Below are 25,073 nucleotides of genomic sequence, written 5' to 3' on the forward strand. Positions count from 1 at the left end.
CTATCACGTCGTGTTATGAAATGAGGTTGCTCAACAGCCGCATCAGGCAACGGTGCCGAGCGAATGCGTCGCAGAAATATCGTGAGGTTGTCCCCCCCCCCCCACACCATGACATTGATCGGCTCAGGCGCCTTGCCTGTAGCGCAGTGAGGTTGGTAGCCCCACCAGAGTGCCCTAGTCAACTTGCTCTCAGCATTCGAGCGGTAAGCGGCTGCAATCCTTGTGCCGGACGTAAGGCCAGTCGTGGGAGGGCTAGCAACATCCTTTCTCCACAAAAAACTAGATGGTAGGTTCATCCAGAGGAAGTCGAGGAAGGTTCACAGCTTCACAAAGCTTGTCCCATGCAACTTGGATGTTTTCAAAAGAATGGAAGATCGATGCGTTCACGATCATGCCATCAATAGTGATCTCAAATAGCTGTGCGCAGGATTCAGGCTGAGGAACATTCGCATCCTTAAGAATGGTGGTTAGTAGACCAGTTATCCAATTCTTATGCTCCCGGGAAACAGCCAAGAAGTCTCTTGTATCATGAAACTCCCCCGTAGCCTTTATGAACATGCATCCATGAAAATTCTTCGAGAAGAACCAGTGGATGTGCCAATTGAGGAGCGCGCGAAGCTTTTCAAGGGGAGTTGTGGCTTTTGATATTGCACCTTCGAGAGACTCTTTAAACATACGATGACGCAATTTAAGGACCTCCTCGACGAGTTTGTCCTTGTTGGCAAAATATTTGTACAGCGTCATTTTTGAGACTTGAGCCTCGTCACGAATTCTGTCGACTCCCACAGCGTGGTAGCCGTTCTCGTTGAACAGCCGGAGAGCTGTATACAGGATGTCGTCGCGCTTACTCATAAGTAAATCCTATCATAGTTTAAAATCCAATAGCCATAATTGGCGTTGCAGACAAGTCTAATGTCACCTACTGTACAGACTCGTCTGTCCACTATAGCACAGAGGTTCATAAATGCTTCACAAATTCAAAGGTACGGGGGGGGCTCCAGCCCGCCCTGATGCGCTCCAGATACTAACAGGCCTAATGGGGGGAGTCGCAGGCATTGGCGCCGCCGCATTGCTTACCCAGTTGGCAGGCGTGCCCCTCCTTATGGCGCCTTTTGGGGCAACGTGTGTGCTCCTGTTCGCCGCACCGGGAGCACCGCTAGCACAGCCACGGAATGTCATTGGGGGACACCTCATTGCCGCCACAGTGGGGCTGGTGATGATGAATGTCTTTGGTTCCGGTATATGGCAAATGGCCGTTGGTGTCGGTGTTGCCATCGCATTGATGCAGTTCTTCCGGGCTGTTCACCCTCCTGCTGGAGCTAATCCCTTGGTCGTGCTGACCGCGGGCGTTCACGACTGGAGCTTTCTTGCAACTCCTGTATTAGCAGGGTCAGTGGTCCTTGTCGCCATTGCCCTTGTGATCAACAACATTGGCCAAGCTAAGCAGTGGCCACAATATTGGGTTTGAGAGGAATAACATGCCAATTATCAAAGTTTCGATAAGCGATCTTGGATTTCAAGATATTGAAAAAGACGTCGGCTTTCAAGAAATTGAAAAAGAAGCAGCAATCGGGAAGATTGTCGAGCGCTTGACTGAAAGCACGGTAAGGGTGTTAAAGAAAGACCGAGAGCTCGTTGTTGTAAAGGTTGAAGAGGGATCTTCAAACGCATGGTTTGTATCAGGAAGTGAGTTATCACCTTCAGCCAGCCCAATCTTTGAGGTTGAAATCAAAGTTACAGAGGGCACCAACTCCCAGGAAGAGGTAAGCACATGGGTCCGAGAGGTCTTTGAGACCATGAAGCAAATTCTTGGAGAAGGTTCTTCGCCGAATTACATCTCTGTCCAGCAGATACCCCAAGAGTTTTGGGGGTATAACGGGTTGACCCAATACGGAAGAAAGAAGTGGGCGAGCTAATGGCTCCTCCAAATTTGCAGGGATACTAAAAGGATTTATCTCATGGATGCGCTGAAAGCTGTAGAAAAGTTTCCCGATAATCCGGAAGCTAACGACAAGTTACTGCGTCTAGTCATGGGTAAAGTGGATATACCCGACGTAGAGTTCGAAGAAATGGAGCCAGGGCTTAGGAACAACGTCCTTATCCATGTTCTCTTCAACAATAAGAATGAAGACCCTGTCGGTTCAGATGCAGCATTAATCAAGTATCTTCCGGGTGCATTTGTGCCGCTGCATCTTCATCGCGGGTATAAGATGGTTTTAGTTCTTCAGGGAGAGTATATAGAAAATGGAGAAGTCCACTCTCCTGGTAGTCTGATCATTCGAGCACCTGGGACAACGCATAGTATGCGTTCGAACAGTGGTTGTGTGATTTTAGCGATGCGGGATATTCCAGTAAAACAGCTCACATGACCTATGACGGAACGCTGATTATGAAAATCCTGACACCGTCCCAGGCAATAAGCATGATACCCTCGGGGGCAACCATAGCCCCCGGAGGGTTCGGAAGCTGCGGACATCCCGACTTATTTACGAGAGCCCTTGAGAAAAGATTCCTTGATAGCGGGGAGCCCAAAGATCTGACACTCCTTTTCGCCTCTGGTGCTGGTGATAAGAGAGGGGGCGGCTTAGATCGACTTGCTCACCCTGGATTAGTAATACGTGCTATAGGCGGCTACTGGAACCTATGTCCTAAGCTTGGCGGTATGGGAGAATTAGGTGGGATTGAGGCCCATAATTGGCCGCAAGGGGTAGTAAGCAAGTTGTTCAGTGTGATTGCTGAAGGTGGCCCGGGTGTCATTAGCAAAGTCGGCCTCAATACTTTTGTAGATCCAAGATTTGAAGGTGGGGTCTTTAAGCCAGAGAGTACAAAAAGTCTTGTAGAGGTGGTGCTTATAAAAGGGGAGGAATACCTATTTTATCCCTCTAAGAAAATTGATGCGGTACTGATGAGAGGGACAGTTGCAGACCGCTTTGGGAATGTATCCTTGAGAGGTGAGGCCTCAAAAATGGATGCACTTTCCCAGGCACAAGCAGCACGTAACTCAGGCGGAATCGTGCTCATCCAGGTAAAGTGTGTCCAGCATGACCAGCTCTCCGCCACTGAAGTTGACATTCCTGGTCATCTTGTTGACGCAGTAGTCAATTCAAAAGGGCTGGATCACCCGTTCACATATGGGCATGATACTTGTCCGGATAGGGGGGTTAAGAACTATGCTGAACCCGATGAAATAAGACAGCGTATAGTTAGTAGAGCCTTGGCGGAGCTCCCTGTGGGTCCATACCAGAAAAAAGTCATAAATTTCGGGATCGGGATCCCTGCCGAAGTGGGACAGTCCATGTCTGAGGAACAGCGGGCTTCGTACACCTTAAGTGTCGAATCCGGTGTCATCGGTGGCAGCCCGCTTTTCGGTGACTCGTTTGGAGCTTCAGTCAATCCTGACGCTATTGTGGACCAGTCGCAATTGTTCACATTTTATGATGGTGGGGGGATTGATAAAGCATTTTTGGGGTTCGCCCAGATAGATGAAAAAGGAAGAGTTAATGTCAGCAAGTTTCATGATCGTCGACCAGGAGCGGGTGGCTTCATTAATATCACCTCATCCGCTAAGGAGCTTATTTTCTGCGGTGCACTAGTGGCGAAAGGCCCTCTAGGGGAAGAAACGAGGGGCATGGCAAAGATCGTTAAGAATTTAGACCAAATAACCTTCGATCCCTCTTATTCTAAAGCTTCTAAAATAAAAATAATAACTGATCGGGCTGTCTTCGTAGTTAGATCCGACACTTTGGTGCTTACAGAAGTAGCTGAAGGCATGGAACCCGAGGATGTTAGAGAACTAACAGATGCCTATTTCGAAGTCGACCACGAACTAAGCAAAATTAATTGTTAACGCAGGGAGCGAGAAATGGAAAAAGTGATTTGTATTGTGGGAGGGGGTGCTGCTTCTATCGCCTTTCTTGATGGATTTATGAAAGAATTAAAGGGAAAACAGGGAAGTGGGTACACTATATATGTGGTGGAGAAAAACCCTACTTTTGGGCCAGGTGCTGCATATTATGACGACTTAGGGAGCAACCTATTAAATACTAAAACAGGCTTTATCACTATATTCCCCGAGCGCAAAGGTGATTTTTACGACTGGCTGCACAACCATCCCGAACATTGGCAGTGGAAATATCCAAATTTTGATGCAAGTTATGACACATATGCCCCTCGGCCATTGTTTGGTCAGTATTTACAGTCAGCCTTTTCTCAAACCGTTAGCAACGCGGTCAAAATGGGGGTGAAAGTCGTCCCTGTAAATGCCGAGGTAATGGACGTAAAAAAACACCGAGAAGGGTATTCGGTGGAAACTGCATGCAGCATTAGTATCTATGCTGACTATGTCTTCCTGATGTGCGGAACGCTAGAAAATGCTCGCCAGGATACCCCCAAGATGTCATCTGGAGTTATTAGCAATCCTTATCCAGTTTCTAAGCTTACAAGCTGGCTAGGAAAGAATAAGAATATCGCAGTAATTGGATCTCGTCTGAGCGCCATTGATACCATAATTGCTTTAAAGGAAGCTGGTCATCTCGGTAAGATTGTCATGTATTCCCGCAGCGGGTACTTTCCTTCTGTGCGTGGCACACAAGGCCGGTTCAGTCCAAGAAACTTGACTCCAGAAAATATCAAAAACATCAAGTCTAAAAAGTCATCTTTGTCCCTGAAAGAAATTGTGGATATGGTGAAAGACGATCTTGAGTTCTATTTCAGAGATCATCCAGATGACCCGCAAGAACCTTTGGCTTTACCAACTCCGATAAAGGACTTTGGAGCCTTCCTTTCAGACGAGATTACTCTGGCTGAAGGTCCCAGAGGCTGGCAGGCAGTATTATACGCAACTAATGCAATAATTGATGATCTGTGGGGCCTGATCAGGGATGAGGAGAGGGAAATATTCCGAGAAAGATATCTAAGCATGTTTCTCTCTTATCGTGTTTCAATCCCTCGTGAAAATGCCATTAAAATAAAGAAGTATTTTGATGATGGCGCTCTCGAATTCAAGTCGGGACCGGTTCGTGTTGAAAAAAACGAGAATGGGTTGCCCATGGTTATTAATGAAATGTCAGCCGAAGATGTGTTTGACTTCGCTGTTCTGGCAACGGGAAGCCCAAAGCGCTTGTCTAAGTCCAATTCAACGCTCATGACTAACCTTGAAGAGCAAGGGCTTATCTCATCGCACCCCCACGGGGGGCTGGAAGTGGCTGAAGATACCTACCGGGTTATCCGGGAAGATGGCAAACCTGAAAATGGGTTGTTTGCAGTTGGTGAGGTAACAAGTGGTAAGTTCTTCTTCACAAGTGCGCTTGACATTATATGTCGCCATGCGCAACGAGCTGCCGCGTCTTTTTATGAAGACAGCCATAAAAGTGAATATATTCCTTATCGGGCTGATGGTACACGCTAATTGGAAATTAACATTTATCGTGTCTTTAGAGCTTGCGCCATAGTTTCAGCACTCGAAAGTTAAGGAGTTACAACTAGGTTTAGTATCTCCAAAGGCTATAGGTGCATATACGCACCATCCTATGGGGCTGCTAAACCTGCCTGCTGAGAAACCACTTTAATCTCTTTAGAGAGAATTTAGTTTCTCTCGTTTAGGCTGGGCGGACGCAGGCTCTGAGTGCAACACAGTCATTGGATTGATGATGGCCCTTCGTGACACTTCGCCATCAGCTCTTCCATCATTTCAATGGGGCACTTGAAGTCGAAACGTTTGAGAGGACGCATATTGAGTTCGAGGGCAATGGCATCGAGCTCCTCCTGGCTATGGACCGACAAGTCGGTGCCTTTCGGGAGAACTGGCGAATCAGGCCGTTGATGTTCTCGTTGCTGCCACGTTGCCACGGGCTGTGGGGATCACAGAAGTAGATGGTAACGCCCGTGTGCTGGGTGATCTCCGCATGCTTGGCCATCTCTCGGCCCTGGTGCCGACCGCCGAGGCATTGGCTTTTCCCTTGATCAAGTCGCCCTCCCAGTGACCGGGCATCTCGCGTTTCCGACCTCGGGGGGACGGAGATGAATGCTAACCATCTCGGGAATCTGGCCGCGCCGATCCACTTGCCCGCGGCGCGACTTGCGCGTTGACTTGCCCTGTCGCAGGCAATGGATCAGCTCCTTGCGCAGCTCACCAACGGGCAGCGCATAGATGGCATCGTAGATCGTTTCACGACAGACGTAGGAGTCTAGGAGGCTGGGTATCGTCATATGTCTGAGCTTGCCGGCGATCTGCTCGGGAGACAAGCGCTGACATAACAGGTACAGGACCAGCGCGAAGCGTTCGCCACCGGGGAGCAACTTGCGTCTGGGGCAACAGGACGCCCGTCGTTCGTGCCGAAGGTGTTGGGCATGCTGGACACAGTAGTGGCCATCAGGCTGTTGGTTGCGTCGTAGCTCGCGACTGATGGTGGAGGGGCACGTTCCAACAGGCGAGCGATTTGTCGCATGCTCATGCCTTGGGCATGGCTGACCTGGATCGTGGCGCGTTCTTCGATGCTGAGTTCTGAGTAGGCCATGGAGGCAACACCTTACCGGATTGGTCAGGTGTTGCACTCAGTTTCTGCGGTCAAGGGGTTTTTCTACAGCCTCGTTAGGGGTATGCCGAAACAAAGAGATAGCCATAAATAATTGCAGCTAAAAGGTTTAGGACGACGTTCCAAATTGATGAACGCAGGAACGCCTTGCCTTGTTGCCTGTTCTCTGCCTCTAGCTTGCTGATGCGCTTCTTGTCACCAGAAGTGATCAAACACGACTCTGCTGCCCTCAAGCTCTGCGAGGGCTTTATAAGTTCTGGAGGCAAGCTGGTGAGATATGCGGCTAATTGGTCGGAGTGAATAGACAGCCAAGAACAACCAGACTGCGGCATCTCCGATAGAAACATTTCCGCCATAATACTTGTTGTCGGCCCAAATACCAAATGCAGCTGCCAGAATGGCCCAAGATAGGACAAGCCACTGATCGAAAAGCGAAGCTACGATATTGCGGCGATTTTTAAACCAGTACCAGAGAGCCTGTAAATAAATCTGTGTAACTGCCCACCCCATTACAGGTGACCGTCCAAGCGGTCACCGAATTCGATAATAAAGCGGTTCAGCGCCGGCTTTGACACTTCGGTGGGATTGATGGCTCCACTGGACTACGTTGACCTTGAATTCAGTCGAATACTTTTGGGTCTTCTTCTCGCATTCATTGCCGGTATCGTTCATCTCCACAACGGTAAGCAATGCGTGTCCACTAAAGTGGGGAAGTCAAAATCGAGCCAAAATATAGTTGCCAACTCGACCTCGTTATCAGATTTTTACTTCAGAAGATTCGCAGCGCCACGTTTTTGATCCTACCAGAAACAGACATTTGACTGCAGCTTGGATTTAAAATTTCTTCTAATATAAGGCAGTTTTTAATGGGCAATTTGTTCATTCATCGATTAAAAAAGTTCTACAGGCAATCATCAACCATTTGCCGTTTATCTATACGTATCGTCTATCCTCTGCTCCCGCTCATCATCCAGAAACCACCAGTAATGATGGTTTTCACCGTCCCCATCCTCCACTATAGACAAGCTCAGCTTTGCACTATGATCCTCGGTTATACCGTCGAGTACGTATGCAGCGACCTCCACTTTGCTGATCGTGTTTCCGTCAAAAGTATATGCTAGGAAATAGCGGTCGTCTTCAATGAGAATTCTTGCGCTCGGCTGGTATATTGCCGGCAATGAAACCACCTCGAAACCTCCCTTCACACGGGTAACTTCGAACTCTGGCGGCCTTAACTCGTTTCTCTGAGTGCAGAGTGGAATCGAGAACCCTTCATTGAATTCCAAAGATAGCATTCGTGAATTCCAATTCGCCCAGAAGTCGTTAGGGAGAGGAGATGCAGGCAGAGAGAATGCTGTTCTGGATCTAGGCTCGTCTTTAGTATCGGGAGCGCCGACACCTAGTAATCGCTCTAACATCCAACGTGAATCATGCTTTCCTTGTGCACGTGCATCGCCATCCACACTGAAGCACTGTTGCGACAGCAGGCCCATACCTGATAGCAATGCATCAATTTTGGCCAGATACTCCGAGCCAACACCGCTGATATAGGAAGTCCCAACGTCCGAGTGTGCACCAGGCAATAGGATGGTGACGATACGACCGGACACTCTATTCTGCGGAATATCAATAATAGGCTTGAACAAAACGCGTCGCTCATCAATTGACACAAAGTGATAAAACAAGTCCGCCGAAACCGGGACTTGTAGCGACAAGTTTTCTCTCTGCCCGGTGGCAACCGTATCGAAGATCAGCGCGTAAAACCGTGGAGGAGAGCCTGAGCGGCCTTGAAAACGCCAGCGTTGCTCCAGCACGTTCATAAAGTGCCGAGCCGCCGCACCGCCTCTCGAGAACCCTGAAACTAACAAACGAATATCTGTATCCGGCGTATGCAAAAGCACTTCATCGATAGCCGCAATGACCTCATCGGCCGCATTCTCGGCCGTGTCCTTAAGCGTATAACCCGTAGCAGCGTCTACTAGAGCCATGAAAGATTGTTGCTGTGTGCCAACGCCTCGATAGTAGCGTAAGAATTCGATCGAAGCGTTGCCCTTCAGCCTCTCGTTGAGATGCGCTACAACCGTTTGGCGCTCATTGCTTGGGACATTTAAGCGGTCATTGCGCGTACCATCGAACAGCACCACGCCTAGGATCACTCCACGGCCATCGATCGACTGGGTCAGCCTCGGCGTCCAAGGAACCTCGAGCATAGACGTCTGATCCATCCACACGCGATCCTGCGGTGACAGCGGCACTCGCAAATCTTCCGCCCAAGCGTCTACGCATATGCAAACCAGCAGTGCAACTAGCCACCGCTTCCCTTTCACGTTCCATCCCATTTTCGTTATCTTCCGCTTCAATACATTTGGAAATACGTACAGCCTGCCTCAATCTAAGCGATACAAGACTAACACCTGAAAAAAAGAGGGTTGTCCCCGATTACCTTCGATTAAAACCTCTAGATGGATAAAATCCAGAAACCCTCAGTAGCGTTAACATCGGTAAACTAAGCCAAGAGGGGATAATAAGGAGCGATCCTCTCAGAACAGCTTTCGACCCAACAAAAAGCCAGGGCTACGCAAGGTAGCCCTGAGTGTCGAAGCGGAAGCCAAATTATTTCGCGCTTTCCAGTTTGTCAGCCAAGTCCTGGGCCAAGGCCACCATGGTCAGAGTCGGGTTCCATGAACCACCCTGCGGCCATAGACAGCCACCCGTTACATACACATTGTTGCTGCCTCTGAATCGATAATTCAGGTCCACGGGAGCGGATTCATCTTCACCGATATACAGGGTGGAGCTTTCGTGAACCAGGGCATCAACCCGTCGGTGACTCTGACTCGGCCGTTCGGCACACCATTCACCTAAATCCGGGTCGCCATGCCAGTACTCAACCTGAGAGGCGCCCGCTGGAGACAACACTTCTTCCAGGATACCGAAAGTGGCCTTGTCCATGGCGTCCCAGGTCTGAAAATCCTGAGTATTTTCCTTGACCTGCAACAGTGAATTGGTGGTGACATTGTGGTCCTGATGGTTACGCAGGAACCAGGATTCCGGGTTGTCGTAATCCAGTTCACCCAGCACCGCGCAAACGAATACCACATAGCCTTCGGATGATTGCAGTTGGGCCTGTGATGCGGTTGCCACCACATCCGGCATGTAGCGTAATGCCGTACCTGCGTTCTTTGCTGGGTTCACATCCCATAAGGATGACAGCTGAATATGGTATTGCTGTTCATAGCTGTCGTTGGCCACACCGGCAACATAACAGGCACTCAATTCCAAATCGCCAAAGCGCCCTTCCGGGTCCAGTTCAGACTTGGGCACCCGTGCCACGATGGAGCTGATGAAATGCGCGGAAAAGCGCTCACCCAGGGTTTGGGTATCCGGGAATGAATTGCGCAGGAGAGTGGTGGGCGGCAGGGTTCCCATGGCCAGAATCAGTTTCGCCTCTCCCAGAGGCAGCACACCTCGGGAGGTTTCCAGAGCCGTGGCCTGAAGTGAACCATCGATCTCTTGTTGCTGGATGCTTTCCACTACGCATTCGGTGACGATATCCAACCTGGCGCCTTTCCCGGCGGCATGCAGTTTAGCCTGCTTATCGGCCAAGGCCAGAATTTCACCTGGTGTTGAATACTTCTGGAAGTCGATACCGTTGACGTTTTCAGAGGCGGACGCCAAAGGCGCGGCTTGCGTCCGGTAAATGCCGTCGACGCATTCTCCCTTTTCGCGTAGCAGAGATTGAATGCGATCCTGCAGTGGGCCGTATACGGGTCGGCTTTTCCCTATGACGTTCAATTCTTCCGTGCTGCGTCCCTGGTCGATTTGGTCGGCTCTCTGGACCCGCAGCAGTTTTTCGGCCGTATCGAAATTGCGCTTGGCGGCCTCAATAGTGGCTTGCGGCCAACCGTTCATCTCATCATTATTCGGCCGAGGACACCAGGCGCTCCACAGCGTGGAGCGGCCACCGAAGAAAGGCACCATACCATGTTGCCAGCGAACCGGGCCGTCTTGGCCCAAGGCGGTAGAGGCGGACATGGTCCAAGGGAAGGTTTCAGAAAGTCCACCCAAGGTGTCTTTAAAGGGTAAAGGCAGATTCTGGAAATGCTCCGGAAGGAAGAAGGGGCCGCGTTCGATCAGCAGAATACGGCTGTGAGGGTTTGACTCTAAAACGCGCTTGGCAAACGCCAGGGCGCAAAAGCCGGTTCCTATCACCACATAGTCGTATTTATTGCTCTCTCTGGCGGCTTTCCACTTCGCATTGGACAAGAAAAACACATGGTCCATGACCCGTTGCCCGGTAGGGTTTTGCGGGCCGGGGGTCGGGTAACCATATTGTAGATTGTTGCTTGAGGCTGCAGTTCCCATAGTAACTCCTTACGTTAAAGTTGCTTCCATTTTCCGGTGTTCGTTCTTATTGGGAAGAAAATCGGGAAAACCACCGGAGCGCACAAGAGAAGCATAGGTGAGTTTTTTATAATATACTAACAACCATTAGCGAGGAGCATAAATCATTCTTTAATTTGATTTTTGCAGGCAGAGAAAGCAGCCACGCATTGTGGCTACCTGTCGGGTCCCGGGTGATTGATTACCCGTTTGTGAAATAACTCTGGCCGCTTGGTTTGCCAGTCTTTCATCGCGGCGATAGGCGGCTGGTGATGCAGTGCCTTCTGCGGGATGTGGTGATTGTACAGCCAACAGTAGCGCTTCAGGGTCTGCTCCAAGTCTTCTCCTGACGCATACCGCCGTGTCGTCAGGACATTGCTGATACGACCATTGAAGCGCTCGACCATGCCGTTGGTCTGTGGCCGTCCCGGTTTGATCAGACGATGCTGGATGCCGTGCTGCTGGCACTCCTGATCGAAGGGATGGTGGCCACTGGGCGTCCGCTCCCCCGCCCGAGTGAAGCGGTCGGTGAAGGACTTGCCGTTGTCGGTCAGCACCTTCTGGACCTTGAACGGCGCCTTCTCGACTACATGCTTCATGAACGATCGGGCGTCCTGAGCCGACTGACTGCTCCGCACCTCGAGATAAACCCAGCGTGTCGCCCGGTCGATGGCCACGTACAGATAGCGTTTCTGCCGCTCATCGGGCATCTGCGGCAGGTACTTGATATCGATGTGCACGAAGCCTGGCTCATAGTCTCGAAACGGCTTGTGCTTGGGTGCCTCGCCGTCCTCAGTATCTCGTCTGGCCAATTCAGCCAGCGTCGGCACCTCGCGTCGCTTGAGCATCCGATGCAAGGCGGAACGCGACAGTTGGGGGGCGAGGAACTCACGGGCCACCACCAACAGATCATCCAGGCCCAGACGCAGGAACTCCCGCGCTGCGATCAGCACGGCTTCCTGCTCAGTGGTCAGCGTCGCCAGTAACTTGTGTCGCGTGTGAGAACGGTCGTGAACATCGTCTCGGTACCGCCAGCGGCGAATGGTCGAGTCGGAGACGCCGTACTGGCGAGCCAGCTCACTATCGCTGATGCTGGCAGGCGCCGCCTGGATTTCGGCGCGGATCTTGGGGGTGGTCATCGCCTGCTTATGCAGTTTGATGTCCATATCCGTGCTCCCGAATGACCTGATGAAGAAGCTCCTTGGCTGCCAGCAAAGGATAGCTTCTATAGTTCAGTCGATCATCCGGAACCCCACAGCTACCCTACCATGGCGTTCTGGTCGCAATTCCCGAGACCACAGCTGGTTGAAGTAATGCAGCTTTACGTTTTCTTCACTATTGCGGCGTTGGGTAAGCGGTATATACAATCCATCGTTTACCAGCACCATTCTGCATTACCCGAAATACATACGTTACATGATTCGTTTGTATTTCATTTCCATTCGTACACCTGTCTTGTGCATCAGCCGCCGTACACTGATAAGAAAAATATTGACGAGGCAGAGTCCTTGCCGCCTCACTCCCTATAGGGGCATTGGGATTACACTGTAATCCAGGCTCTTGATTTTCTAGTGCTGAATACGCATCTTCCCAATCATGACTATCTCTAAAAATTGTCTTTCCATTTTGCGTGAATCCGTTCGGCGGTGATTGGCCCAGAACATGTGCGTTTAGGTGTCCGCCGTAGTCATTGTTATGAGTTACAAAGTGAGAAATCTGCACACTCATCATGCTAGTGCACTCTTCAGCAGTAGCCTGCGCCGAAAAAAAGAAAAGACAGACCGGCACTAACAAACGAGACAGTTTTATAAAATTCGTTTTCATGATTTTTCCAGTTGAATGTTGGCCTGGGAACACGCTACCGCCGGGCAGTTGCACATGGCGCCGCCACCCTGACCGCTGCGGAATGCCAACGTCGCCATATGGCGACGTCACAACCCCGCATGGAAACTTCCAGTAACATTCAGCCTACTAAAGATTCCTTCAACTTGCGTAATCGAATACTAAGGAAAAAGTCGTAGAGATTTGGTGTCCTGCGGCGAATGGCGACGCATCGTGGTATAAGGTGCGTTTTTCGACACACAAGGAAGCACATACCGTGAGGAAGCTCCTCTCCCTGATCATGATCGTCGGACTCGCCTATGGCGGTCTCTACTTCTACTACGGCGTGACCGTCAAGCAACTGGTCGAAGAGCGGGTCACCGATTTCGGATTCGGCGCGCTGGAAGTGAAAAGCATTGATTACGGCCCGATGGCGCCCCTGAGCACCAGCTCACTGGTCTCCGCCGACGTGATTTACGGCGGCGCGGAAGCGATCCTCGATATCCGCGTTCATGGCCACCCGCTGTTCTCCGACGAAGTACGCCTCGAACTAAGCGGCCTGCAGGCGTTGCGGTTGAAGTTTGGGTCGGGGAACTAAGCCCTAGGACCATCTCGTCTATGCGTTGGAAGCCCGGGCGCGGCTGCGTCCTGGCTCATCGAGGTATCGCTGAGGTTGGGCGGACGCACCATCGAAAAGCCAAAAACGTCGGAATGGAACGAGAGCTTTAACACTAGTAGTAATGGGCACCGACGGGGCGCAACGTAGTTGGCGTCGCGTTGATCCCCTGGTCAAGCTGCTTCGAAATCCAGGGGATGAATACCGTCCAGATTGACAGTGCTACGAGCTACCCAGAGATCATACATATCTTGCATCGCCAACCAGCTTTCAGGGCTGCGCCCGAGAACCTTTGACAGCCGCAAAGACATTTCCGGACTAATGCCACTATCCCCTTTCAGAAGCCGGGCAGAGTGGAAGGTGACCCCCCCAAGCTGGACGCAAGCTGACGTGCACTGATACCGAAAGGCTCGAGATACACGTTCCGGATGAACTCACCAGGATGTGGCGGATTATGCATAGTCATCAGTGATAATCCTGATAATCAAGTACATAGCCGTTACCATCCCGAAATTCGAACGTCATGCACCAATGGCAGTGCGTTGCGCATCAAGCAACAATAACAGTGATTAGACTGCACGCTCCATCACTGGAGGTGCCGAATGGCTCGGACACCGTCAAGGCGTTGGTCTACAGCCTGAAACGCTAGGCTGCCCTGACGCTAGTACCTGGATGACGGGACGCTGTCGATCGACAATCAATCACAGTGGCAACGTGAGGTGATAGCGATTACCGAGGCTTCCGCGAACGCCAATAGCGGGCAATAGTGGGCTTTACGCTGACCCCGTGAACCAGGATCGATAAGGCAACTACCACCAGCGTCAGGTGTATTAATTCCAGTGCAATTCCCTCTGGCAGCCCGTGTTGGATGGCATACATCAGATAGTACAGCGAGCCAATACCACGGACGCCAAACCAGCCCACGAGGTGGCGCATACGCATGGGCGCCCTGCTTCCCAGCAGGCCGAGGTGCACGCTGATGGGGCGTGCGACAAAAAACAGAAACGCGGCGAAGCCAACGGCTCGCCAACTCCAGGAATCCCAGAAGAGCGAACCGCCGATCAGTAGAACCAGCACGATTTCTGCCAGCCGTTCGAGGTGCTCGTTGAATACCAGGGAGCTTTCGCTCACGTGCACGTGCGCTATGGCTTGCGGTTCACCTTCCGGGGGTGTCTCGACAGGTACCGAGTAGTCTTGTTTGAGGCCGGCCAACTTCAATTCGGTGTGGCGCAAAGCCACCGCGGCACTGAACACGGCCAAAAAGCCCCAGGCATCCACTAACAAGCTGACTCCATAGGCGAACGCGATCAGCCCCAGGCCGAGAAAGCTTTCCAGAAAGGCAGTGCCCACGAAGGTAGTGCGTATCTTGTTTACCAGCCAACCGACGCCACAGCCCGCCAAAATACCGATGCCGATACCTGCACCGCTTGCCCAGAACACATCCACTGCCAGCCAGCGCCAACCGGCGTCACCAAGATCGTGCAGACCCAGCAGGCCCAAGCCGAGCATCACGAACGGGAAGGCGCTGCCGTCGTTCATTCCGGCCTCGCAGGTCAATGCAAAACGTAGTTCGTCAGTATCATCGGCATGACGAACCTGGACCTCGGTCGCCAGTACAGGGTCAGTCGGCGCGACCACGGCACCTAGCAACACGGCAGCCCCAAGGGGCAAAGCGAGCCAGTAGTAGCCGAACAGCGCCACTAATCCGACGGTCAGCGCCATCGAAACAACCGCCAGTTGCAGGGGATTGCGCCATCGCTTGAAGGTCACCGGCGCTGGCATTTTCACGCCGGCGCAATACAACGAAATAAGCACGGCGACCTCGGTCAGCAGCTCCAATATAGCCGACTCTTTCAGCGCATTGAAATGAAACAAGTCAAAGCCCATGGGTCCAAAAATGAATCCGATGAGCAGATACACAATGGCAGAGGTAGCGGGCACTCTTGCGAAATAGGAGAAGGTAAAGCCCACTACCAGTAGCAGCGTTCCAATCAATATGAACCAAGTAGCGGTTGTCATAGATTTCCCAGTAGGCGTGCGTTCATTCGCAAGATCACAGCCAACCGCACGCGACCCGAAAGGATCGGACCAGCGTAATCGCGCCCGTTCGTGAACTCACCTCAACCAGCTAGCCTCGAATCCCCTCCCTCAGATACCCAGGGCATCAACGCCCCTGCGCCCCCCGGCGCAGCCAGTCATGCACGAAGGCGAGCTTACGACGCGCGGCGTCCGACAGCACGAAGGGGTAGAGATCCGACAACCCCATGGAGCGGTTGACATGATTGACCCCCACGGTGAGGGAGGCCGCGACATGGATCAGGCGCTCGGCATCGGGTTCCGAATACGGGTCCCAACCCGGACTCGGCAGCTCAGGCGAAGACAGGCCCGCCGCGACGAAGCTGTCGGTAATATCGGTCAGGTGCAGCAGATGCGTGGCGGTCTCGGCCCAGTCCTCATGCGGATGCGCGGAGGCGTAGGTGGTCAGGAAGCGCTGCCTCCAATCGGGTGGAGGGCCGTCATGGTAGTGGCGCTGGAGCGCGGTGGGGTAATCCGCGCGTTCGTCGCCGAACATGGCGCGGAAGGCGTCGAGGAAATCGTCGCGCAGGCTTAGCCGCCACCACAGCATATGCGATATCTCGTGGCGCATATGACCGATCATGGTGCGGTAGGGCTCGTCCAGCGCTTGGCGGCGAGTTGCGCGCAGGACTGGATCCGCCTCAGCCACGCTGATCGTCACCACACCCGCGACATGCCCCATGAGCACAGGCGTCGGGCCCTCGGCGAGCAGGTGGAAAACGGGGGGCGCGCCCGGATCCTCCGGCCGGAACCAGTGCCAGCGGCCGAGATTGTCAAGCGCCCAGCGCTTGGCGGCTTCGGTCTGCGCCCAGTTGGGGATGGCACCGGGTATGGCGGGGTCTGGGGCCAGCGCCGTCATGGCGCAGGATCGACAGAAGGCGCCCTGTGCAGGAGCAATCCAGTTGCAACCGATGACCTCCCGGTTGGCGCAGAAAGGCGGCATAGGCAGGAAGGCCCGCGCCTGCGGGTCGTAAGCAACGGGGGTACCGTCGGCGGTAGCGAGGTTGTCGAACCAAAGCGAACCGGAACCGACTGGGTTGGCAAAAACGCGCATACCGTAGGGACTCCGGTAAAACGACAGGGCACAAGGCCCGAAACGTCACAAATTCATACTTCGCTTCTCCCAGACGTGTGTCAATTCATTTGGAGCGCTGCCGGGTATTCTCCCTGGCCGAAAGCCTGGGCGGGATGGAAAACCTGATCGCCGACCTGGACCAGGCATGGCAGACCGATAGCAAGGTTGGCTGACACACAGCATAGGGGATGAGTCAGGAACGAAGTCCCTGGAGGAGCGGCTTTAGCTTCGATTGATAGGTTGGAATGGCGATGATGGCAGGTTATCTCAGGTGGGCGAAAGGACATACAAGCCACTCAAGAAATCGGTGATAGACATAGTGGTAATAGACGCCAACGGAGCGCAACGTAGTTGGCGTCGCGTTGATCCCCGATCCCCTGGTTAAGCTGCTTCGAAATCCAGGGGATGAATACCGTCCAGATTGACAGTGCTACGAGCCACCCAGAGATCATACATATCTTGCATCGCCAACCAGCTTTCAGGGCTGCGCCCGAGAACCTTTGACAGCCGCAAAGACATTTCCGGACTAATGCCACTATCCCCTTTCAAAAGCCGGGACAGGGTGGAAGGTGAAACCCCCAAACTGGACGCAAGCTGACGTGCACTGATACCGAAAGGCTCGAGATACACGTTCCGGATGAACTCACCAGGATGTGGCGGATTATGCATAGTCATCAGTGATAATCCTCATAATCAAGCACATAGGCGTTACCGTCCCGAAATTCGAACGTCATACGCCAATTACCATTGACCCAAATCGAGTACCGTCCTTTATCCTTGCCTTTAAGTGGGTGAAGACGGAAACCTGGAATATCCATGTCCTCTACTGACGTGGCGGTATCAAGAGCGACAAGCTGCATACGCAACTTCTTGGCATGATCAGCCTGTATCCCCGCTGTGCTACCAGTCGAATAGAACCGTTTCAGTCCCTTGTGACGGAATGATTTAATCATGAGCCAATGGTAGCACGTTGCGCATCGCGCAACAATAACAGTGATTAGACCGCACGCTCCATCACTGGATGAACGTGCCGGCGCTGCATGACTGAATGCTGGCCCACCGGCAGAAGGCGCCGAATGGCTTGGACACCGCCAAGGCGTTGGTCTACAGCCTGAAACGCTGGGCGGCCCTGACGCTGGTATCTGGATGACGGGACGCTGCCGATCGACAACAACCAGGTCGCGGTGGATCGCCTCCAGACCATCCTGCGCCAGGAAGATGCCGCTGCCTTGGAGGGCTTCATCGTCAATGAGCTTTACCAGCGCATCGATCCGGTCTCCGAGGCCTGCGGTCGACTGATGGAGGTGCAGCTCGACGTGGCCGAGGCTGAGTATCTTCTCGGTACACAGGAGTATGCCCGGATGCGGGTGGCCTTCATCGTCATCATGGCCGTCGCTCTCATCTTCGGTATCCTGCTGCCCTGGAACAGACCGCCTCGAGCATGGAAGAGCTGACCGCCACCGTAAAGCAGAATGCCGACAATGCCCGTCAGGCTAGCCGCCTGGCTCAGGATGCCTCCTCCACCGCCGAGCGCGGCGGTGAGGTAGTGGAGCGCGTGGTCAAGACCATGCACGGCATCGCCGACAGTTCGCTGCAGGTGGCCGATATCACCGGGCTGATCGATTCGATCGCCTTCCAGACCAATATCCTGGCACTCAACGCCTCGGTGGAGGCCGCCCGGGCCGGTGAGCAGGGTCGGGGCTTCGCCGTGGTGGCCGGGGAGGTGCGCAGCCTGGCCAGCCGCAGTGCCGATGCCGCCCGCGAGATCAAGGCGCTGATCGAAGGTTCGGTGGCGCAGGTGCAGGAGGGTTCCACCCTGGTGGAAGAGGCCGGCGACACCATGCAGGAGGTGGTGGCCGCCATCCGCCGCGTCACCGATATCATGGACGAGATCCCCGCCGCCTCCGAGGAACAGAGCCAGGGTATCGAGCAGGTCTCTCTGGCAGTCGGCCAGATGGATCAGGTGACCCAGCAGAATGCTGCCCTGGTGGAAGAGGTCTCGGCAGCCGCGACCTCCCTGGAGCAGCAGGCCAGCCGCCTGGAGCAGGCCGTAGCGGTCTTCACGCTGGCCGCCCGTCCTGGCAGTGCCTCGGGACTGCCCGCCTGGCTGGATAGCGCCACCGCAGCCCAGTCGGTGACTGTAGCGGCCGCTGATCAGCAAGCCGCTGACGAACCCCAGCTCCACCAGGGTGAAGAGCAGACCGTAGCGGTTGGAGCTGCTGTAGCTGCGATTGATAGGTGGGAATGGCGATGAGTGACAGGTTATCTCTGGCGACCGAGAAGGGACATAGAAGCTGATCAAGAAACCGCTGGTAGGCATCGTTCACCTCCATAGCAGTTAGCGATGCGTGTCCGCTCAAGTAGGGGAAGTCCACTGCGTAATCGAAACTTGAGGAAAAAGTCGTAGGGGTTTAGTGCGGAACGAGCCTTTCAGAGCGGCTTCCGGGCGAGCAAGTAGATGTCCATGATCCAGCCATGCTGCTCGCGCAGGGCGGCACGACGCTCGATGATCGTCTGGGCCACGTCAGCCAACCAGCCGTCGAGCAGGCATTGCTTGTCCATGCCCAGGTAGGCGCCCCACCAGATGTAGATGCCTTCGGGAGGCAGCGCCTCGAAGGCGCCTCCGCTGTCGAGCATTACCGCGACGCTGGCGGTATCGCCGGGCCAGCCACGCTCTCTTAGACGCCGCCCAGTGGTGATCTGGACCGGTTCGGCGAGCGCATTGAGGGGAATGCGGTGCTCGGCGGTCAGGACCTGCAGGCTGGTGATTCCCGGTACTATTTCTACCTGCAGCTCTACCTTCCGATCCACCTCAACCGCCTGCTCGGCGGGGCTTTTCATACTGCTTTTCATACAAGATCGGAGCCGCCTGGCGATGCGCAGGCTGCTGTCGTATAGCGAGGGGTCACCCCAGATCAGCATGCCGACTCGTCCGCCCTGCGGCAGATAGGTCTCCATGAGCCCAGCCCAGACACGCGCGATCGACTCATGCCAGTCGTCCACCGCGCCCAGGTAATCGGCGCGGGCATCGCGTTGGGGCAGGTCGAACTCCACGACCCGGGTGCGTGACGGATCGTCCAGGAGGTTTCGGCACAGCAGCCGGCGCAGGTCGACCAGGTCCGACTTGGCTTCCCCCTTGCGTGGCAACAGGATGAGGTCCGCCTCATTGAGCGCCCGCACGGCGGCCAGGGTGACATGGTCGGGATTGCCCGTACCGATGCCGATCAGCGAGAGCCGGATCATGCCTCGCCTCCCATGTCTTCAGAAGAGGTGCTGGGTGCGGTGCCGGCAAAGGGCGAGTCCGCCGACTGGGGCCGAAAGCGACGGTCATAACCGACCGCATACAGGCGGCTTTCCTGGAAATCCTCACTTTCCAGCACCGGTCCCACCAGGATCAGTGCCGTGCGCTGCATGGTGTCGTCGACCAGGGAGGCCACCGTCGACAGACGCCCCCGGACCACCCGTTCATCGGGCCAACTGGCCCGCCAAACGATGGCGACCGGGCAATCGGCGCCGTAGAACGGCACCAGGTCTTCCACCACCTGGACCAGGTTATGGATAGAAAGATGAATCGCCAGGGTGGCGCCGGTTTTCGCGAAGTTGGCCAGGGTTTCGCCGCCCGGCATGGCGCTGGCACGCCCCGGTGTCCGGGTCAGCACGACGGATTGCGCCACCCCCGGCAGCGTCAACTCCTGCCCCAGAGTGGCGGCGGCGGCTGCGAAGGACGGCACGCCCGGGGTAATGGCATAGGGCATGTCCAGCTCGCGCAGCCGGCGCAACTGTTCCCCCATGGCGGACCACACCGACAGGTCCCCGGAATGCAGTCGGGTCACGTCCAGGCCTGCGGCATGGGCGCGACGCATCTCGTCGATGATCTCATCCAGGGACAGGGGCGCGGTGTTGATGATCCGGGCGCCTTCCGGGCAATGCTCGAGTAGCTGTTCGGGCACCAGCGAACCCGCGTAGAGGCACACGGGACACGATGCGATGAGATCCCGCCCCCGCAATGTCAGGAGGTCCGGCGCACCGGGGCCGGCGCCGATGAAGTGTATCGTCATGCTCAGTCTCCTCCGAGAGGGGCTCGCGCCACCGCCGCAGTGGCCAGTCGATCCGCCGAAATCAGCCGGGGCCCGAGCAATTCCGCACCGGGGCCTGCCGCCAGAAAGGCGACAGCCTCGGCGACGCTACCCGTTCCCCGGGCCTGCAAGCTGTGCCTGGAACGGGTGATGGTGGTGGCCGTGGGCAGGGCGGCGTCGGCCACGGGGATCACCGCGAGACCCCGCGCTTGGCCCAATGCTTCAACCAGCGGCCACATCGTCTGCGTCGCGGCCAGCCGGTCGACGGCACCGTGGTGTTTCTCGATCCGCTCCAGCGCATCAATCAGCGATGCCAGCAGCGCTTCTCGGCGGAAGCCGAAGCCCGCCACTATCATCGGGTCACCCGCCACTGCACGATGGGGTAGCTGGTTTTCCAGCCCCGCCGCGTGCCGATGGGAGCGGCGGCCGCCAGTTCGAGACGCAGTAGCTCTCCGCCAGCCTGCTGCTGCCAGTGAGCCAGCAAGGCCTCGGACTCCAAAGTCACCGTATTGGCAACGATGCGCACGCCAGCCGGTAGACGCCGCCAAAGCGCCTCCAGCAACGCCTGCGACAGCCCACCGCCGATGAATACCGCATCGGGCAGCGGATGATCACCCAGCGCCTGTTCACCCAGAACCTGTTTACCCAGAGCTTCGGGGGCGCTGCCCTCCACCACTTCGAGCCAGTCGACACCCAGTGTTCGCGCATTGCGACGCGCCCGTGCCGCGCGCTCACTGTTGCATTCGAAGGCCACGGCATGGTTGTCCGGGTGCGCCAGCAGCCACTCGATGGCAATCGAGCCCGACCCCGTGCCGATATCCCACAATCGCTCCCCCGCTACCGGGGCCAAGGCGGCCAGCGTCATGGCGCGCACCGCCTGCTTGGTGATCTGGCCATCGTGTTCGAACCATTCGTCCGGCAGGCCGGGCGTCAGCGGCAGGGCCGGCCCAACACCGGCGACTTCCAGCCCCACCGCGACCGGGTGGGCGATATCGTCCGGCAAAGTGGCATCCGCACGCACGGCGCGAATGCGCTCGTCGTCACCGTCCAGCGCTTCCAGGATATGCAGCCAGGACTCCCCGAAGCCGAAGCGCGCCAGCAAGTCGGCCAGCTCGGCTACCGCCCCGCCGTCGCGCAGCAACACCAGCAGGCGCCTGCCGCGATGCAGGTGGGGCCGGATGCGCGTCAGGGGTTTGGCATGCAGGCCCAGGCACGAGCAGGCGTCCAGCGACCAGCCCAGCCGCGATGCCGCCAGACTGAAGGTGGATGGCGATGGCAGGGTCTGCCACTCTTCGGCGCTCAGATGACGTACCAGGGTGCTACCCGCCCCGAACCAGAACGGGTCGCCGGAAACCAGCATGACGACCCGGCGGCCGCGCTCGGCCAACAGTTGGGGGATACCGTCGGCGAATGGAACCGGCCATTCGCGAACCTCGGCAGCCAGCTGCGGCAACAGGCGCAGATGGCGACGCGCGCCAAACACCACCTCGGCGGCTTCCAGCGCGTTGCGGCTTGCCGCTGTGAGTCCCCTTGTGCCACTCTCCCCCCAGCCTAGAATCGTCAGCCAGGGAGCGTCGTTAACGTCAGCCATCATGAAAGTCCTGATCCTGGGGGGCACCTCTGAAGCCAGTGCCCTGGCCAGCGCCCTGACCGAACGCTCGATCCCGGCCCTGTTCAGTTATGCCGGGCGAGTGAGCGCTCCCAAACCGCAGCCGTTGCCCACCCGCGTCGGTGGTTTTGGCGGGGTCGAGGGCCTGGCCGCCTTCCTGGCGGACAACCGCATCACCCACCTGGTCGACGCCACCCACCCCTTTGCCGAACGCATGAGCCGCAACGCCGTATCGGCGGCGCAGCGAAGCGGCATCCGCGTCATTGCCCTGACCCGGCCACCCTGGGAGCCGATGGCCGGCGATCGCTGGGAAAGGGTCGCCAGCGTCGACGCGGCGGTAAGCGCCCTGGCCGGTCCGCCGCAGCGGGTGCTGCTGGCGATCGGGCGCATGCACCTCGCCGACTTCGCAGCACAGCCCCAGCATCACTACCTGCTGAGGTTGGTCGACCGGCCCGAGGCCCCACCGCCCCTGCCTCATCACCGTGTGACCATCGACCGTGGTCCCTTTACGCTGGACAGCGACCTGGCCCTGCTCCGGGAACATGGCGTCGAGCGCCTGGTGTGCAAGAATTCCGGCGGCGACGGCGCGGTGTCCAAACTCACCGCCGCCCGCCAACTGGGCCTGCCGGTGGTGATGATCGAGCGGCCGGCTCTTCCGCCACGCCAGGAAGTCCACAGCGCCGCCGCCGTCCTGGATTGGCTCGGTCATAACTCCGACCCTGACGCCGACCTCGGCGTATAAACCCACGGCTGCCCATCGCGCTCGATCCGCCGCGTCTGACTGGATCCCACCATCACCAGGGTGCGCATGTCGGCCATTTCCGGTTGCGCCTCGCCAAGGGTGGTGACGCGAACGGATTCCTCCGGCGTGGAGACGGCCCGCGCGAATACGATCAGGCGCTGTGGCCCGCAGGCCTCCCGCAGCACCTGCAAGGCGCGTGTGAACCCTTCCGGTCGTGCCCTGGAGCGGGGGTTGTAGAAGGCCATGGCAAAGTCGGCCTCCGCGGCCAGCCGCAGGCGCTTCTCGATCAGGGCCCAGGGTTTGAGGTTGTCGGACAGGTTAATGCAGCAGAAATCGTGTCCCAGTGGCGCCCCCAGGCGCGCACTGGCGGCCAGCATGGCGGAAATGCCCGGCAATACCTGGATGTCCAGCGAGCGCCACGCCGGCTCTCCCGCCTCCAGCGCCTCGAAGATGGCCGCGGCCATGGCGAACACGCCAGGGTCACCCGACGAGACGACCACCACCCGGTGGCCGTTGGCGGCCATCCGCAGTGCCTGTTCCGCCCGCCCGATTTCCTCGCGGTTGTCCGAGCCGTGACGCGTCAGTCCCGGCCGCGGCGACACCCGCTCGACATAGGGCACATAGCCCACCACATCGGTGGCCTCGGCCAGCGCTGCGGACACTTCCGGGGTGATCAGTGCTTCGGCGCCTGGGCCCAGGCCGGCGATTTTCAGCCAACCTCGACAGCCATTCATGGCCGCCTCCCGTTGCCATGGACCACCAGGATGGAGAAGTAAGGGGCGCTATCGCCGGCGTCGCTGAACGGCAGTATCCGTTCCCGAGGCATGGCGGCGTATTCAATCAGCCAGGCCTCTTCCTCCCGGCCGGCCCGGGTCAGCGCCCGCCTGATCTTGTCCAGATTGCGGCCGATCTTCATCACCACCAGGGCGTCGGTCTTCGCCATGTGCTCGACCAGCGTCTCCTCCGGCAGCGTGCCCATCAGCACGGTCATGATGTCGTCGCCCCAAGTCACCGGCTGCCCGGTGGCGGTCCAGGCGGCGGACATGCCGGTGATGCCGGGCACGACCGATACCGGCACCCGCCCCTGCAAGCGCGTATACAGGTGCATGAAGGAACCGTAGAAAAACGGGTCGCCTTCGCACAGCACCACCACATCACCTCCCGCGTCGGCGATCTCAGTCAGTCGTGCGACGCTTCTCTCATAGAAGGCCGCCAGCAACTCGTTGTAACGGGGGTCGTCGAACGGAATCTCGGTGGTGACCGGGTATTCCATCGGCAGTTCGATCGCATCCAACGCCACCATGCCTTCCACGATGCTGCGGGCATGGCCGGTTCGGCCCTTCTTACGAAAATAGGCGATATGTGACGCTTGCCGGATCAGTCGATCCGCCCTGACGCTCATCAGATCCTGGCTTCCGGGCCCAAGGCCGACCCCGTAGATGGTTCCTGGTTTTATGGTCCCGAGCTTCATTCCGCCCGATCCGCTATGGCATTGATGGCGGCCACCGTCACCGCACTGCCGCCGAGTCGCCCGCGCACGATGCAGCAGGGTACCGGGGCGCTCTCCCACAGGGCTTCCTTCGACTCGGCCGCGCCCACGAACCCTACCGGGCAGCCGATGATGGCCGCCGGGCGCGGGCAATCCGGCGCTTCCAGCATGTTCAACAGGTGGAACAGTGCGGTCGGCGCATTGCCGATCGCCACCACCGCACCGTCCAGGTAGGGTCGCCAGAGTTCCACTGCCGCCGCCGAGCGGGTATTGGCCATGTCGCGTGCCAGGCCGGGAACCCGCTCATCGTGCAGGGTGCAGATGATGGCGTTGTCCGCCGGCAGGCGCTTGCGGGTAATGCCCTCGGATACCATGCGCGCGTCACACAGGATCGGCGCGCCCCGCTCCAGCGCTTGCCGAGCCCGGTTCACTGCGTCGCCGCGAAAATGAATGTGTGAGGCAAGCTCCACCAAACCGGCGGCATGGATCATGCGCACGGCCACCGGCTCTTCCTCCTCCGAGAAGCGCTCCAGCTCGGCCTCGCGCCGGATGATGGAAAAGGACTCCCGGTAGATGGCCGGTCCGTCTGTTTCATAGACGTGAGGCATCTATGTATTTCCTCCCAAACCTAAGAGCTTCTCCGAGCAAAGGAG

At 56.5% G+C, this 25,073-nt stretch carries 24 protein-coding genes and 4 pseudogenes; 10 read left to right on the top strand and 18 right to left on the bottom strand.

All coding sequences use genetic code 11. From position 1 onward, the window contains the following. Nucleotides 1-279 precede the first annotated feature (279 nt). Nucleotides 280-852 carry a TetR/AcrR family transcriptional regulator gene (locus tag L861_RS09090; protein WP_016416775.1) on the bottom strand — a complete coding sequence of 191 codons (573 nt, stop codon included), beginning with the start codon at nucleotides 850-852 and terminating at the stop codon, nucleotides 280-282. Between the two features lie 184 nt (nucleotides 853-1,036). On the opposite strand from L861_RS09090, the gene L861_RS09095 reads away from it, so the two are divergent. Genes L861_RS09095 through L861_RS09115 form a run of 5 tightly spaced genes read left to right on the top strand, consistent with a single transcriptional unit; the run spans nucleotide 1,037 to nucleotide 5,407 of the window. Next, nucleotides 1,037-1,468: an HPP family protein gene (locus L861_RS09095; protein ID WP_442915664.1), complete on the top strand. Its 432-nt coding sequence runs from the start codon at nucleotides 1,037-1,039 to the stop codon at nucleotides 1,466-1,468. Nucleotides 1,469-1,478: 10 nt separating this feature from the next. Beyond that, nucleotides 1,479-1,916, top strand: a complete 438-nt coding sequence (locus tag L861_RS09100) for a tautomerase family protein (protein WP_016416777.1) — start codon at nucleotides 1,479-1,481, stop codon at nucleotides 1,914-1,916. Nucleotides 1,917-1,958: 42 nt separating this feature from the next. Continuing rightward, nucleotides 1,959-2,369: a cupin domain-containing protein gene (locus tag L861_RS09105; protein ID WP_016416778.1), complete on the top strand. Its 411-nt coding sequence runs from the start codon at nucleotides 1,959-1,961 to the stop codon at nucleotides 2,367-2,369. Next, complete coding sequence (locus tag L861_RS09110; protein ID WP_016416779.1) at nucleotides 2,366-3,847, top strand: CoA-transferase; 1,482 nt, start codon at nucleotides 2,366-2,368, stop codon at nucleotides 3,845-3,847. Before L861_RS09105 ends, L861_RS09110 begins: the two co-directional genes overlap by 4 nt. Nucleotides 3,848-3,862: 15 nt before the next feature. After that, nucleotides 3,863-5,407 carry an FAD/NAD(P)-binding protein gene (locus L861_RS09115; RefSeq protein WP_016416780.1) on the top strand — a complete coding sequence of 515 codons (1,545 nt, stop codon included), beginning with the start codon at nucleotides 3,863-3,865 and terminating at the stop codon, nucleotides 5,405-5,407. A gap of 227 nt (nucleotides 5,408-5,634) precedes the next feature. Here L861_RS09115 and L861_RS09120 read toward each other — a convergent pair. The 5 genes and pseudogenes from L861_RS09120 to L861_RS24480 form a co-directional block, all read right to left on the bottom strand. Beyond that, nucleotides 5,635-6,515 (bottom strand): annotated as a pseudogene (locus L861_RS09120) (IS30 family transposase). A gap of 947 nt (nucleotides 6,516-7,462) precedes the next feature. Then, nucleotides 7,463-8,758 (bottom strand): phospholipase effector Tle1 domain-containing protein, encoded by a 1,296-nt coding sequence (locus tag L861_RS09130; RefSeq protein WP_016416782.1) that lies wholly within the window; start codon nucleotides 8,756-8,758, stop codon nucleotides 7,463-7,465. Nucleotides 8,759-9,146: 388 nt separating this feature from the next. Then, a complete protein-coding gene (locus L861_RS09135) occupies nucleotides 9,147-10,898 on the bottom strand; it encodes a GMC oxidoreductase (protein ID WP_016416783.1) in 1,752 nt (583 codons plus the stop codon). A gap of 194 nt (nucleotides 10,899-11,092) precedes the next feature. Beyond that, nucleotides 11,093-12,082, bottom strand: coding sequence for an IS481 family transposase (locus tag L861_RS09140; RefSeq protein WP_016416784.1), 990 nt, complete (start codon nucleotides 12,080-12,082; stop codon nucleotides 11,093-11,095). Nucleotides 12,083-12,251: 169 nt separating this feature from the next. Beyond that, nucleotides 12,252-12,740, bottom strand: coding sequence for a hypothetical protein (locus L861_RS24480; RefSeq protein WP_144062995.1), 489 nt, complete (start codon nucleotides 12,738-12,740; stop codon nucleotides 12,252-12,254). Nucleotides 12,741-13,014: 274 nt separating this feature from the next. Between L861_RS24480 and L861_RS09145 the strand changes: the two genes are divergently transcribed. Continuing rightward, on the top strand, nucleotides 13,015-13,335 hold the full coding sequence (locus L861_RS09145; RefSeq protein ID WP_021029152.1) for a hypothetical protein: 321 nt from the start codon (nucleotides 13,015-13,017) through the stop codon (nucleotides 13,333-13,335). 191 nt (nucleotides 13,336-13,526) lie between these two features. Here the strand turns inward: L861_RS09145 and L861_RS24100 are convergent. From L861_RS24100 to L861_RS09165, 5 genes and pseudogenes are all read right to left on the bottom strand, one after another. Further along, nucleotides 13,527-13,819, bottom strand: a pseudogene (locus tag L861_RS24100) (HigA family addiction module antitoxin). Nucleotides 13,820-14,082: 263 nt separating this feature from the next. Next, nucleotides 14,083-15,324: a cation:proton antiporter gene (locus tag L861_RS09150; RefSeq protein ID WP_236617128.1), complete on the bottom strand. Its 1,242-nt coding sequence runs from the start codon at nucleotides 15,322-15,324 to the stop codon at nucleotides 14,083-14,085. Nucleotides 15,325-15,517: 193 nt separating this feature from the next. Continuing rightward, nucleotides 15,518-16,483, bottom strand: a complete 966-nt coding sequence (locus L861_RS09155; RefSeq protein WP_016416787.1) for a zinc-binding metallopeptidase family protein — start codon at nucleotides 16,481-16,483, stop codon at nucleotides 15,518-15,520. 402 nt (nucleotides 16,484-16,885) lie between these two features. Next, nucleotides 16,886-17,179, bottom strand: a complete 294-nt coding sequence (locus tag L861_RS09160) for a HigA family addiction module antitoxin (RefSeq protein WP_016416789.1) — start codon at nucleotides 17,177-17,179, stop codon at nucleotides 16,886-16,888. After that, the gene (locus L861_RS09165) at nucleotides 17,179-17,457 is read right to left on the bottom strand and encodes a type II toxin-antitoxin system RelE/ParE family toxin (protein WP_021029153.1); all 279 of its coding nucleotides are present in this window, start codon (nucleotides 17,455-17,457) and stop codon (nucleotides 17,179-17,181) included. Before L861_RS09165 ends, L861_RS09160 begins: the two co-directional genes overlap by 1 nt. Nucleotides 17,458-17,552: 95 nt before the next feature. Here L861_RS09165 and L861_RS24485 point away from each other — a divergent pair. The 3 genes and pseudogenes from L861_RS24485 to L861_RS09175 form a co-directional block, all read left to right on the top strand. Beyond that, nucleotides 17,553-17,685, top strand: a pseudogene (locus tag L861_RS24485) (IS66 family transposase); the annotation flags it as partial. A 3-nt stretch (nucleotides 17,686-17,688) separates the two neighbouring features. Beyond that, a complete protein-coding gene (locus tag L861_RS24790; RefSeq protein ID WP_016416792.1) occupies nucleotides 17,689-17,958 on the top strand; it encodes a hypothetical protein in 270 nt (89 codons plus the stop codon). Next, nucleotides 17,919-18,758, top strand: a pseudogene (locus tag L861_RS09175) (methyl-accepting chemotaxis protein); the annotation flags it as partial. The gene L861_RS24790 and the pseudogene L861_RS09175, both read left to right, overlap by 40 nt. 176 nt (nucleotides 18,759-18,934) lie before the next feature. Here the strand turns inward: L861_RS09175 and cobF are convergent. From cobF to L861_RS09195, 4 genes are read right to left on the bottom strand one after another with little or no spacing between them, the layout of a single operon-like run. Beyond that, nucleotides 18,935-19,747, bottom strand: a complete 813-nt coding sequence (gene cobF / locus L861_RS09180) for a precorrin-6A synthase (deacetylating) (RefSeq protein WP_016416794.1) — start codon at nucleotides 19,745-19,747, stop codon at nucleotides 18,935-18,937. Further along, nucleotides 19,744-20,562: a precorrin-4 C(11)-methyltransferase gene (cobM, locus tag L861_RS09185; RefSeq protein ID WP_016416795.1), complete on the bottom strand. Its 819-nt coding sequence runs from the start codon at nucleotides 20,560-20,562 to the stop codon at nucleotides 19,744-19,746. Before cobM ends, cobF begins: the two co-directional genes overlap by 4 nt. Nucleotides 20,563-20,564: 2 nt before the next feature. Next, nucleotides 20,565-20,936: a cobalamin biosynthesis protein gene (locus L861_RS09190; protein WP_016416796.1), complete on the bottom strand. Its 372-nt coding sequence runs from the start codon at nucleotides 20,934-20,936 to the stop codon at nucleotides 20,565-20,567. Beyond that, nucleotides 20,933-22,171: a bifunctional cobalt-precorrin-7 (C(5))-methyltransferase/cobalt-precorrin-6B (C(15))-methyltransferase gene (locus L861_RS09195; RefSeq protein WP_035568261.1), complete on the bottom strand. Its 1,239-nt coding sequence runs from the start codon at nucleotides 22,169-22,171 to the stop codon at nucleotides 20,933-20,935. The genes L861_RS09190 and L861_RS09195 overlap by 4 nt, the downstream gene beginning before the upstream one ends. Before the next feature lies 1 nt (nucleotide 22,172). Here L861_RS09195 and L861_RS09200 point away from each other — a divergent pair, with 1 nt between their 5' ends. Next, complete coding sequence (locus L861_RS09200; RefSeq protein WP_016416798.1) at nucleotides 22,173-22,931, top strand: cobalt-precorrin-6A reductase; 759 nt, start codon at nucleotides 22,173-22,175, stop codon at nucleotides 22,929-22,931. On the opposite strand, the gene cobJ is transcribed toward L861_RS09200, so the two are convergent. From cobJ to L861_RS09215, 3 genes are read right to left on the bottom strand one after another with little or no spacing between them, the layout of a single operon-like run. Further along, the gene (gene cobJ, locus L861_RS09205) at nucleotides 22,895-23,665 is read right to left on the bottom strand and encodes a precorrin-3B C(17)-methyltransferase (protein WP_016416799.1); all 771 of its coding nucleotides are present in this window, start codon (nucleotides 23,663-23,665) and stop codon (nucleotides 22,895-22,897) included. The genes L861_RS09200 and cobJ overlap by 37 nt on opposite strands. Then, the gene (cobI, locus tag L861_RS09210; protein WP_016416800.1) at nucleotides 23,662-24,402 is read right to left on the bottom strand and encodes a precorrin-2 C(20)-methyltransferase; all 741 of its coding nucleotides are present in this window, start codon (nucleotides 24,400-24,402) and stop codon (nucleotides 23,662-23,664) included. The genes cobJ and cobI overlap by 4 nt, the downstream gene beginning before the upstream one ends. After that, entirely contained in the window at nucleotides 24,399-25,028 is a 630-nt protein-coding gene (locus tag L861_RS09215) for a precorrin-8X methylmutase (protein WP_016416801.1), read from the bottom strand. Before L861_RS09215 ends, cobI begins: the two co-directional genes overlap by 4 nt. Nucleotides 25,029-25,073: the final 45 nt, after the last annotated feature.

Source organism: Litchfieldella anticariensis FP35 = DSM 16096 (genome assembly GCF_000409775.1).
Classification (GTDB): Bacteria; Pseudomonadota; Gammaproteobacteria; order Pseudomonadales; family Halomonadaceae; genus Litchfieldella; species Litchfieldella anticariensis.

Bases quoted from the DNA above. Each gene is read 5' to 3' on its own strand.
- L861_RS09090 (WP_016416775.1), bottom strand. From the start codon at position 852: ATGAGTAAGCGCGACGACATCCTGTATACAGCTCTCCGGCTGTTCAAC.
- L861_RS09095 (WP_442915664.1), top strand. From the start codon at position 1,037: ATGGGGGGAGTCGCAGGCATTGGCGCCGCCGCATTGCTTACCCAGTTG.
- L861_RS09100 (WP_016416777.1), top strand. From the start codon at position 1,479: ATGCCAATTATCAAAGTTTCGATAAGCGATCTTGGATTTCAAGATATT.
- L861_RS09105 (WP_016416778.1), top strand. From the start codon at position 1,959: ATGGATGCGCTGAAAGCTGTAGAAAAGTTTCCCGATAATCCGGAAGCT.
- L861_RS09110 (WP_016416779.1), top strand. From the start codon at position 2,366: ATGACCTATGACGGAACGCTGATTATGAAAATCCTGACACCGTCCCAG.
- L861_RS09115 (WP_016416780.1), top strand. From the start codon at position 3,863: ATGGAAAAAGTGATTTGTATTGTGGGAGGGGGTGCTGCTTCTATCGCC.
- L861_RS09130 (WP_016416782.1), bottom strand. From the start codon at position 8,758: ATGGATCAGACGTCTATGCTCGAGGTTCCTTGGACGCCGAGGCTGACC.
- L861_RS09135 (WP_016416783.1), bottom strand. From the start codon at position 10,898: ATGGGAACTGCAGCCTCAAGCAACAATCTACAATATGGTTACCCGACC.
- L861_RS09140 (WP_016416784.1), bottom strand. From the start codon at position 12,082: ATGGACATCAAACTGCATAAGCAGGCGATGACCACCCCCAAGATCCGC.
- L861_RS24480 (WP_144062995.1), bottom strand. From the start codon at position 12,740: ATGAAAACGAATTTTATAAAACTGTCTCGTTTGTTAGTGCCGGTCTGT.
- L861_RS09155 (WP_016416787.1), bottom strand. From the start codon at position 16,483: ATGCGCGTTTTTGCCAACCCAGTCGGTTCCGGTTCGCTTTGGTTCGAC.
- L861_RS09160 (WP_016416789.1), bottom strand. From the start codon at position 17,179: ATGACTATGCATAATCCGCCACATCCTGGTGAGTTCATCCGGAACGTG.
- L861_RS09165 (WP_021029153.1), bottom strand. From the start codon at position 17,457: ATGATTAAATCATTCCGTCACAAGGGACTGAAACGGTTCTATTCGACT.
- cobF (WP_016416794.1), bottom strand. From the start codon at position 19,747: ATGATCCGGCTCTCGCTGATCGGCATCGGTACGGGCAATCCCGACCAT.
- cobM (WP_016416795.1), bottom strand. From the start codon at position 20,562: ATGACGATACACTTCATCGGCGCCGGCCCCGGTGCGCCGGACCTCCTG.
- L861_RS09190 (WP_016416796.1), bottom strand. From the start codon at position 20,936: ATGATAGTGGCGGGCTTCGGCTTCCGCCGAGAAGCGCTGCTGGCATCG.
- L861_RS09195 (WP_035568261.1), bottom strand. From the start codon at position 22,171: ATGGCTGACGTTAACGACGCTCCCTGGCTGACGATTCTAGGCTGGGGG.
- L861_RS09200 (WP_016416798.1), top strand. From the start codon at position 22,173: ATGAAAGTCCTGATCCTGGGGGGCACCTCTGAAGCCAGTGCCCTGGCC.
- cobJ (WP_016416799.1), bottom strand. From the start codon at position 23,665: ATGAATGGCTGTCGAGGTTGGCTGAAAATCGCCGGCCTGGGCCCAGGC.
- cobI (WP_016416800.1), bottom strand. From the start codon at position 24,402: ATGAAGCTCGGGACCATAAAACCAGGAACCATCTACGGGGTCGGCCTT.
- L861_RS09215 (WP_016416801.1), bottom strand. From the start codon at position 25,028: ATGCCTCACGTCTATGAAACAGACGGACCGGCCATCTACCGGGAGTCC.